Origin of the sequence: Sulfobacillus harzensis (assembly GCF_012933365.1) — a bacterium.
In the GTDB taxonomy this organism is placed as follows: domain Bacteria; phylum Bacillota; class Sulfobacillia; order Sulfobacillales; family Sulfobacillaceae; genus Sulfobacillus_B; species Sulfobacillus_B harzensis.
Window position 1 is genome coordinate 1 of the sequence record NZ_JABBVZ010000118.1, and the last position, 9,544, is coordinate 9,544.

The following is a 9,544-nucleotide window of genomic DNA, read 5'->3' on the forward strand; positions in this document are numbered from 1 at the left end:
TGAGGGTCGAGTTAACGGGCTACTCTACATGCGGAGCGACGGCATCGCGGACCGACTACGCACACAAGCTGCTAGGCCCGCAGTGAGCTCCTGGGCACGCTGAAGTTCCCAGGAAGCATCTTGTCCCCCAGCGCGACATAGGATGCGGCGCCTAAGCGTGTCTGGCCTAGCCCGCAACCGCACAACCAATAGCAACCCACCAGAAATGGCATGGGCCAGGCGACCACCTTCGTCAGCCGATTCTATCACCCGTGGTAGAATGACCACGCGGGTTCCTCCGCTCCGCATCACCGGCCACAAGGCGGCAAGACCGGCCTGGCTGATTCCACCGCCAAAACTGTCACCGGGCGATCGCGGCCAGAAATCGGTGAGTCGATCCACATCCATCAGCCAATAGGCGACGCCGGCCGCCTCCAACTGGGCGGCCACCGCTTCCGCGGTGGTGGTTTTTCCCACCCCGAGCGCCCCTGTGATGACCACGACCGGAACCACCCCCCACCAATCCTCGGCTCGCTGGCCTGCCTCTTGTATCCAGCCATGCTTGCCTTTCATATAAGCTTGAATATCGTGCGGGTACTGGAGGGCCAGGCGTTGTTTTAAAGCGCCATACACGGCGGCTTCATCGGGAAAGGCGCGCAGATAGTCGCGAAAGGCAAGATGCGAGGCAATCTCGGGATGGCCCACCGGGTACACATGAAGATGATGCGTCGGTTGGATCCCGCCTTTTTGGTAGAACCGGCGGCCGGTTATCCCATGTTCACCGAGCGCACGGTAGCCGAGTGATTTCAGAACGCCATCCTCGCGCTCCCACGCCCCAAGGTTTGAAACGACGCCCAAGAGATCGATAATGGGTTTGGCCGCAAGGCCTCGAACAGCGGTGGAGCCAATATGGTGGAGAAAAAGGAGCGGCTGCGACAAGGCGCCGGTAATCCGTTGCGCTTCAGCAGCGAACTCCTCGGGCCATTGATGATTGTACGGGACTACCTCCACGCGTCGCATTGCCCACCTCCTCCCCTTATCCTAAAGGATTTGAAGGAAGAAGTCGTTGATCTGGTCGGCAAGAACCGTCAACGGAGGATTGATGGGGCCACCCCGGTCCACCAGCTCGTGGCCGGCGTGCTTGACCAGAACCTCCTCCACGGGCACGCCCGCCTGCGCCAACTTATCACGCAATAGCTGCGACTGCCGAGGCGGCACAATGCGGTCCCGGGTTCCCTGAATAATGAGAAACGGCGGCGCGCCCCGATGGACGTAAGACACCGCGCTCTCGTTTTTGACTCGTTCCCAAGTCATGACCCCAAAAACCGGATTTGGCTCCAGTCCATGACGACGCCGCCATTGCAGCGCAAACGCATGTCGATCCGTTGGTCCGAACAGATCGACAACCCCTTCAACAATCGGCTGCGGATAAGGGCCCTCGGTTTCCAGGGTTAGGCCAACAAATGCCGACAACTGCCCCCCAGCGCTGTCCCCCATGACGGCCATCTTTTCGTTGTCAATCCTGAGGTGCGTCGCATGATCGCTCAGGTATCGCACCGCTCGCCTCGCGTCATGAAGCGGCTCTGGCCAGGGATAGAGAGGCGCCAGGCGATAGTTTATGGTTACGAAATCATCCCCTTCTTGAATCAACTTCCGCTCGACCATTACTAGGAGGCGGTTGTGCGGCGTATTGCGATTGGAGATACGCGCCGTACCATAACGAAGCGCACCACCATGGATGTACACCACGACGGGACGCTTCTTTGAGCCGGCGTGATCCGGACGAAACAGATAAAGAGTGACCGGCTGATGGTCTACCCGTTCATAAACAATCCGCTGGCGCTGGCCCAAAAGCCGGGTATTCCATCGTCGGACACGGACAGGCGTTGGCCGACGGGTCCCTGAAACCGCCACTCCTGAGAGCAACATGCCCCCCAGCACTGCCCACAACAGTATTCGACTAAAACGCGAAAATCGCATATGAATCCACCTAGTCTCATCATTTCAAGCTGGTGGTTTCAACATGCGTCTCGCGCCTCCTAATCAGTCTGGTTAATGCTGGGTTCGTCACAGGCGGTTCTGATTTCCCGGATCCGGAGCGACAAGGGGCGCGAATATTATGCCGAGTTTCTTTTTATCGCCCGTCGCGGTACCCACCTGCCCGAGGATTCGCTATAATGAACCTAGAACATAGTGGTCGCTTGAGGGGGTCGATTTTTTGCTGGTCGTTCTCTACATCCTTATCATCACCGGAATCCCCGGGGCCATTTTATCCATCCCGGTCATGAAGTACCTCCGTGAGATGAAGGCATCACAAGGAACCACAAAAACGCATGGCCATGCGTTTTAACTGACAGGCGCCGGAAGGCGCCTTTTCTTTTGTCCTTGGGTAATGATGGTGACCACCTGAACTCAACCCGCTTTTAACACCCTCCCTGACAGGTGAGTCCTCTGTCCCATCGAAACCGCGTCATAGGTTGGGGAGGTGAGTTTGTTGTGATGAAAGCCAAGTCGCCACAGTCAAGACCGCGAGACGCGGGAACCCCAGAGTTCGCATCGTGAACTCTAGGGAGGCGTCCGTCGTGGGACTGGCGTCTAAAATTCGAGTTTGCCGCAGTATCCAATTATGGCGCCGGATTTTTTGATAACTTCAACGCGGTTCGGGTAAGTCTCTCATCTTGGGCGATAAGGCCGATCGAGATGCCCTAACGGTAAAATAACGGAAAGAGCAGGACGCCTGTGCGCATCCTGCTCCTCGTTTTGTCCTGGTTTTACTGCTCTTTCCCTAACACTTCGAATATCCGCAGGACGTGCAGTGTTGGCATCCTTCCTCGTAAATGAGGGTCGGTCCGTCGCATTGGGGACAGAGATCATAGCTGGGTTGTGCAGAACGCCGTTCCGGCACTCGGCCAGCTGCCGCATCAATGGCTTGGGGTTCGGCCACGGCGACCGCGGCTTCGCCCTTACCTTGATTCAGATGGCTCTCCAGGAGCTTACCGATAGCGTCCACAACACTCAGCACGCGGCCCGGTCCGAATCCCATCTGGTTGGCGCCCCCGATGCCCTTTAGCTGTTCCGAAACAAGTTCTAAGCGGCGGCGCGGGCTGACGTTGCCATTGGATCGCAGGTAGAGACTGATCACCCGGCCTAACGCCTCCATGAAGGATTGCACCTCCGAACCTGCGCGTCCCAACAACATGAACACCTCGAAGGGATTGTTGTCCACTTCGTTGATAACCACTCGCGCCGTACCGGCCGGCGTCTCCTTGCGGTAGGTTCGACCGTTAACTTGAGCGGGTACCGGGAAGACTTCCACATCCAGATTGGCATCGAGATAGTGCGCAGTTGCCGGTGTCTTCGCGGACTCCTCCGTGTCCGTGGTATCGGCCAAATGCAACACCTGCTCTTGACGACTCTGGTCGCGGTAAATCGTGACCCCCTTGCACCCTAGGTCGTAGGCAAGCTCATAGAGACGGGCTGTGTCCTCAACCGTGTAGGTGCTTGGTGCATTGGCTGTCTTGGAAATGCTGGAGTCGGTCCAACGCTGAATCGCAGCCTGCACATAGACGTGCTCCTCCGGAGTCAGGTCCATCGCTCCGACAAAGTAATCGGGAAGCGTGTCACCCGGATGATCCTCCAACCAGTCCTGAGCAACCTCCACATACTGCTCATCGAACCCAAGGCGCGACTGACGATAATAAGTGAGAGCGTAAAACGGCTCAATCCCGGTGCTGGTGCCCACCATTGACCCCACCGTACCGGTCGGTGCCTGGGTCAAAATGGTGACGTTTCGCGTACCGTGCTGTCGAATGGCCTCCCGAACCCGTTCCGGCATGCGCTGCATAAATCCGCTTTGCAGATACTTATCTGCGTCAAAGGCTGGGAAAGCCCCCTTCTCTTTGGCCAATTCCACGTCGTACAGATAGGCTTCCGTGGCAATAAACTCGTAGAGTTTGTCGATAAACTTAATGGAGTCGGGGCTCCCATAGCGAAGACCAAGCCGAATCAGGAGCTCACCCAATCCCATTGTTCCGAGGCCGATGCGCCGCTCTTTCTGCTGATTATCGTAGTTTTGATCAAAGAAGTACGGGGTGGCGTCCACGATGTCGTCAAGGAAGCGCGTTCCCATGCGCACCGTGACCCGGAGCGCATCCCAGTCCACATCGTTCGTGTCCTTGTTGTAGAAGGCCGCCAAGTTGATGTGACCCAGCGTACACACGCCCCACGCCGGGAGTGGCTGTTCAGCACACGGGTTAGTGCTGATCAGTGGATTAAAGTACCAACTATTCGAGTCCTTTTCATGCCGCTCATCAAACACGATTCCCGGCTCAGCCGCTTGCCACGCACCCTCAATGATCGCACCCCAGAGTTTACGGGCCTTCACCGTCTCATAATGAATCACCGGCTTGCCTTGAGCGCGCCAGGTTTCCAAATTGCCATCCCAGAGGGCATCATATTCGGGATCCGAGGTATCGGGGAAAACCAAGTCCCAATCGCCATCGTTCTTCACAGCATTCATAAAAGCATCGGAGATGCGAACGCTAATGTTGGCGTTTTCCACCATACCGGGAGTCTTCTTGATGTCGATAAACCGCCATACGTCGGGATGCCAATCTTCAATTTGAAGCATTAAGGCGCCTCTCCGCGATCCGCCTTGCTCCACTAAACCCGTCGCGCGCGAAAACAAATCCATCCATGACACGGCACCCGAGGACCGGCCGTTAACGCCGCGCACAATAGCCCGAGACGGTCGGAGCGACGAGATATTAATCCCGACCCCGCCACCACGACTCATAATCTCAATCATTTGGCCAAGCGTCTCGACAATCCCCTGGCGACTGTCCTTGGGACTCGGGATAACGTAGCAGTTGAAATAGGTCAGTTTTTGCCCCGTGCCCGCTCCCGCCCAGATTCGTCCACCTGGAACAAACCTCAAGGCGCCAATCTCCCGCGCAAAGCTTTCCTCAACATCTTTCCGAACCTTGGGTTTTTCGACGCTGGCCACGCCTTTGGCAATACGGCGGGCCACATCGTGAATGGTGGTTTCCGTTGGGCGGTCGCATTCATTTTGGCGGCGCTCGATGATTTCGCCCTTCTGTGGCCCCGTGATGAGTTCAATCCGAAGCAAGTTATTATCTAAAATAGCTTTAACGACACCCACATCTTTTTTGGGCCACTTGGGATGAGGTTCCACCAAGGCAATGACCAAATCGCCAACCTGAAAGGCACGCTGGGGGTCCTTGACGGTATAGCGGTCTAAAAAGATTTTCCAGCTTAACTCGGAACTAAATCCGGTTTCCAATTCCACGAGCTCGATTCCCCCTTACTCATGAATGCGTTGGGCCTGAATGAGACGCTCCAACTCCTGGCGAAACCCCTCAATGTCGGTGAATTGCCGATAAACGGAGGCGAAGCGCACATAAGCCACTGCGTCTAGGTCACGCAGTTCATCCATCACTAGTTCGCCAATGGCATGGGTGGCGATTTCGCCGTTGGCCGCATCGCGTACATTCCGCTCTACCCGATCAACGGCTTGCTCAAGTTGCTGTAAGGATATAGGGCGCTTTTCGCAGGCCGTTAGCAACCCTTTTAAAATCTTGGAGCGATCAAACGCCTCGCGCCGGCCGTCCTTCTTGACTACCCAAATCGGAATTTCCTCCACCCGTTCGTATGAGGTGAAGCGCCGGTGGCAGTCGAGGCATTCGCGCCGCCGACGGATGGCTTGTCCATCCTCCGTGGGCCGCGAGTCCAGCACTTTGCTGTCCAAGTAGTGGCAAAATGGGCAACGCATCGCACAATCCCCTTTATCTAGTACAACTAGCATTATAGTACCTACTACATCTCGATCCAACCTTTAAGAGCCCAGAGAAAATTCCCTAAAAAGAGGAAAAACCCGCGCCGCACCGCGGGTTTCCCCATTTCGTGACATTATTTGTCGAAAAAAATTTGAGGCTCATTTGTTAAGAATTGTATATGCCCAAACGAGCGACCCACCTAAAATGACGACGCCTAACACCCAGCTGCCGATCCCGATAGCTCCAAGGACAGTCAGAACCGCCCCAATCCCCATGCCCCATTTCGTCCAGCGCAGCGCTGGGCGTTGCCGCTCAAGATTGTTCCACTTACGAGGAAGCATGTCTTCCCCTCCTTCCACTTGTCCTCATCATACGACTTTTTCGGATTTCACCAAAAAGACCCGAAAATCCCCCTCATCCCGGGCGGTTATCGCCGTTTACCCCCCGAGCTCTCCGCGCGCCAAGTCTCTTCGGCTGGCCATGAGCTGGTCTGGAGGTCCCGCACACCCCGGGGAACCCTTTGGGACATCTCGTCATAGGGTGTCCTAACACACCATAAAGGAGGGCTTCCTGTGAATAATGTGGTCTCCTATCTGGCTCTAGCCTATGTCGCCCAGACCGTGGCGCAGGCGGCTCAAAAGCTCATCCCTCTTAAAACGCCCGCCCAGTCGCAGTTGGTTCGTGAGTGGCTCTCAACCGGAGCGGCGGTGACCTTGACATTCGCCGCCAAAATGGACATTCTCGGCGACCTCGGCCTCGAACTGGGCGCCGAACCGATTGGCTATGTCGTCACCGGGATCATTCTAGGTCATGGCGTCCAATATGCCCTGAAGTTTATGGGAAACAATCCCTTGAAGTCTGTCCGTCCTGCTTCGAAGTCGTAGTCGGATCTCCCTTCCCATCTCGCTCCCTGACATATTTTTTCACGCCTCGGGGAAGTTAATCCTTAGATCGAGTATAGGAAGGGAGCCTTCATTTATGGGAAAGCAATCACTGACCGCGGCCTTGGCTCTCGTGTCGCTAACCGCCGCTCTGGCTGCCTGCGGAACGCCTGCGCCCGCGCCCAACAATTCCCACAACAAGGGCGGCACCGGAACGACCCACAAAAGCGCGCAAGCGGGCGCGAAAAAGAACACCAAGAGCGGTTCCGGCGCCAAGACAGGGAACAGCTCTGGGGGGAACAAGGGTGCCGCCTCCACCGGGAAAGCCACCGGACACAAGGGTACGACGAGCGGAACGTCGGCCGCGCAGAACAAAAAGGTGTCGGGCACGGGTGCGGCCAATGCCACCGGTACAGCCATCGGCACAGCCGCTACCAAGCCCATCTCTCTCAAGACGCTGCCATCGATTACATCGCTAGATCCGTATAACCCACACCATGCCGCGTACCACGAGGTATCGGCCTTCATTAACGAAATGGGTTACCATTGGGCTACCCAGGTTCCCGGCATCGTCTACATGACCAACAACCACAATCAAGTGACCGCCGTTGAGGCCCAGTTCCCTCAAAATCATGGGACATTTGGCTGGTATGATCCGCCCACGCCTCCGACCATCCTGAACGCCAGTTTAGCGTGGCACAGCGAGCATCTCTATTTCGTGGCACCCAATTCCATTACGACGGGCATGTCGGCCACGTTGCCCAGCGACTTAACCTCCTGGAACGCCTTTAAGGCAGTCAATACCCGACTCAACCTCTACGTCAAAGAGCCAAAAACCTATCACGGGTATACCGTCTATGCTCCACCCAACGGACCGGGCATTAAGGTCTTGGTCAGCCCTTCGGGCCCCATCGCTGGATTCTTGGTCGGTGAACCGGCCATGTGGGGTTGGAGCCCGGTGTATCTCCAATCCAACGGAAAACCCGTCCATTCCCTGGCCTATGGCACCGCCTACCAAAGCGCCTTTATGCTGGGTCCCAGCAAAGCCCCGGCAGCCAGTGCAGGAACGACCACCAAGTAGCTAGACGCGGTAAAAGAGCGCCGCCTCCGGGCGGCCTCTTTTGTGGTTAAATAGGAAGGTACGGAATTAAAGTGAGGCGAGCATGTGTCTAAGCAAAAACCCCCAACTCCCGACTCTCGCCCCCCCATCTGGGCGATGGTGCTTGTCGGGGCGATTATCCTATTCGCGATAGTCGGGTACTGGATTCGTTAATCTAATGGCGGGGGCGCGGCACGAGTGGCCTTGTTGCCACCTCGCCAGCCAACTCGCTTAAACTGCGTCCCTTGGGCTCCGGAAGAAGGAGACTCACCAAGGCGCCCAATATGGAGAACAGCGACGTGATTAACAGCGTCCCGCTCACCCCCAAGGCGGATGACAGCAAAGGAAACACGAAGACTCCAATGAACGCTCCTAGTTTCGCCATTCCCGCGGAAATGCCATGGCCGGTGGCACGCATAGAGACAGGGAAAACCTCCGCGGGAATGACAAAAGTGGTCGTGTTGGGGCCAAATTCTGCGAAGAAATAGCTAATCCCGAAAATAACCAAGAACGCCACTACATGAGCGCCGATGTTGCGCCATATCCCAATGACGAAAAAACATAAGGCCATCATCACGAAGCCCACCATCTGCAGACGACGATGGCCAATTTGATCAATTTTCGAAAAGGCCACAATGTAGCCCGGCGCCGCGAACAACGCAAAGATAATGAGTGACCATGCCATTTGGGTCAACGCGGAGGAGTGCGGTTCGATGCCCTTGAGCACCAATGGCATGGAGATGGAGTTGCCATAATAGGCGTAGTCGAAGAGAAACCAACTGCCGGCGGTACCCGCTAAAAGACGCCAAACCTTTTTGCCGGCCACGGCTGGCTTAGCTGGTAGCGGTTTCGGCTCTGCCTCGGCGTGGTTGACCTCTATGCCCGAAAAACGGCTCCAGTTGGCCGCCGCTTGGTCCTGTTCGCCCTTCACCTCGGCCATATACCGTGGGGATTCCGGCATGCGCCGACGCATCATAATGACCGCCATCGCAGGCACCGCTCCCAACCCCAACATAATGCGCCAGGCAAGACCGAGAGGAATACCCGAAGCGACCAGGGTCATCGCCACAACCGGCCCGGCAATCAAGCCCAGGGCCTGCATGGAAAACACCAACGCCACGAGTTTTCCGCGATCCTTGACATTAGCGTACTCGCTCATGAGCACCGCACTGACAGGATAGTCACCGCCAATGCCGAGCCCCATGATAAAGCGGAAGACCAAGAGCCAATAAATGTTGGGGGAGAAGGCGGATAAAAGGGCCCCGGCAGCCATAATTATTGCCTCCACGCCATAAATCTTCTTCCGGCCCCAGCGGTCAGCCAATCGCCCAAACACCGTCGCCCCCAAAAATGCCGCCAAAAGGGCCGTCGACCCGAGGAGACCCAGCATGACCTTAGATGGCGACCATTGCGCCTTAATGAGATCTAAAGCCGCACCGATAATGAAGAGATCGTAGGCGTCGGTAAAGAATCCCGTGCCCGAAATGACTACCGCCCGCAAATGAAAAAGACCCAACGGGGCGTTATCGAGCGCCTGTTGTATTCCCTGACCCTGTGACATATGAACTCCCCCTTGCCGGGGGTAGTATTGCCGACCGGCCGCGCTTTCAACCCGCATGAAGCGGGCGTTGGCGGGTACGCTAAACCAATGCGATCGTTTTGGCTCACACGACCTTTTTGGGCTTTGGCCCTGGGATTGTTCCTAAACGCGTATAGCTGGTAGGTAAAGAGGGGCCTCGGGGCTTGGCTGTGGTAGCGAGTGCCCCTTGAGCGCCCTCCTCCCCATAGAA

Annotated in this window: 9 protein-coding genes; 3 read left to right on the forward strand and 6 right to left on the reverse strand. The window is 56.5% G+C overall.

Features of this window, described 5'->3' with window-relative positions:
- Positions 1 to 24 precede the first annotated feature (24 nt).
- The gene (locus tag HIJ39_RS23805) at positions 25 to 999 is read right to left on the reverse strand and encodes a GrpB family protein (protein ID WP_207711800.1); all 975 of its coding nucleotides are present in this window, start codon (positions 997 to 999) and stop codon (positions 25 to 27) included.
- Positions 1,000 to 1,020: 21 nt separating this feature from the next.
- Positions 1,021 to 1,959, reverse strand: coding sequence for an alpha/beta hydrolase (locus tag HIJ39_RS19600; RefSeq protein ID WP_169102713.1), 939 nt, complete (start codon positions 1,957 to 1,959; stop codon positions 1,021 to 1,023).
- Between the two features lie 238 nt (positions 1,960 to 2,197).
- Here HIJ39_RS19600 and HIJ39_RS24730 point away from each other — a divergent pair, with 238 nt between their 5' ends.
- Positions 2,198 to 2,329 carry a hypothetical protein gene (locus HIJ39_RS24730; protein WP_275107382.1) on the forward strand — a complete coding sequence of 44 codons (132 nt, stop codon included), beginning with the start codon at positions 2,198 to 2,200 and terminating at the stop codon, positions 2,327 to 2,329.
- A 435-nt stretch (positions 2,330 to 2,764) separates the two neighbouring features.
- Here HIJ39_RS24730 and HIJ39_RS19605 read toward each other — a convergent pair whose 3' ends face one another.
- From HIJ39_RS19605 to HIJ39_RS19615, 3 genes are all read right to left on the reverse strand, one after another.
- Complete coding sequence (locus HIJ39_RS19605) at positions 2,765 to 5,287, reverse strand: adenosylcobalamin-dependent ribonucleoside-diphosphate reductase (RefSeq protein WP_169102715.1); 2,523 nt, start codon at positions 5,285 to 5,287, stop codon at positions 2,765 to 2,767.
- Positions 5,288 to 5,302: 15 nt separating this feature from the next.
- The gene (nrdR, locus tag HIJ39_RS19610; protein WP_169102716.1) at positions 5,303 to 5,770 is read right to left on the reverse strand and encodes a transcriptional regulator NrdR; all 468 of its coding nucleotides are present in this window, start codon (positions 5,768 to 5,770) and stop codon (positions 5,303 to 5,305) included.
- A 162-nt stretch (positions 5,771 to 5,932) separates the two neighbouring features.
- Complete coding sequence (locus tag HIJ39_RS19615; RefSeq protein ID WP_169102717.1) at positions 5,933 to 6,115, reverse strand: hypothetical protein; 183 nt, start codon at positions 6,113 to 6,115, stop codon at positions 5,933 to 5,935.
- A gap of 231 nt (positions 6,116 to 6,346) precedes the next feature.
- Between HIJ39_RS19615 and HIJ39_RS19620 the strand changes: the two genes are divergently transcribed.
- Together HIJ39_RS19620 and HIJ39_RS19625 are read left to right on the forward strand one after the other, a co-directional pair.
- On the forward strand, positions 6,347 to 6,658 hold the full coding sequence (locus HIJ39_RS19620; protein WP_169102718.1) for a hypothetical protein: 312 nt from the start codon (positions 6,347 to 6,349) through the stop codon (positions 6,656 to 6,658).
- A gap of 94 nt (positions 6,659 to 6,752) precedes the next feature.
- A complete protein-coding gene (locus tag HIJ39_RS19625) occupies positions 6,753 to 7,736 on the forward strand; it encodes a hypothetical protein (protein ID WP_169102719.1) in 984 nt (327 codons plus the stop codon).
- A gap of 193 nt (positions 7,737 to 7,929) precedes the next feature.
- On the opposite strand, the gene HIJ39_RS19630 is transcribed toward HIJ39_RS19625, so the two are convergent.
- Complete coding sequence (locus HIJ39_RS19630) at positions 7,930 to 9,315, reverse strand: MFS transporter (RefSeq protein WP_169102720.1); 1,386 nt, start codon at positions 9,313 to 9,315, stop codon at positions 7,930 to 7,932.
- Between the last annotated feature and the right edge of the window lie 229 nt (positions 9,316 to 9,544).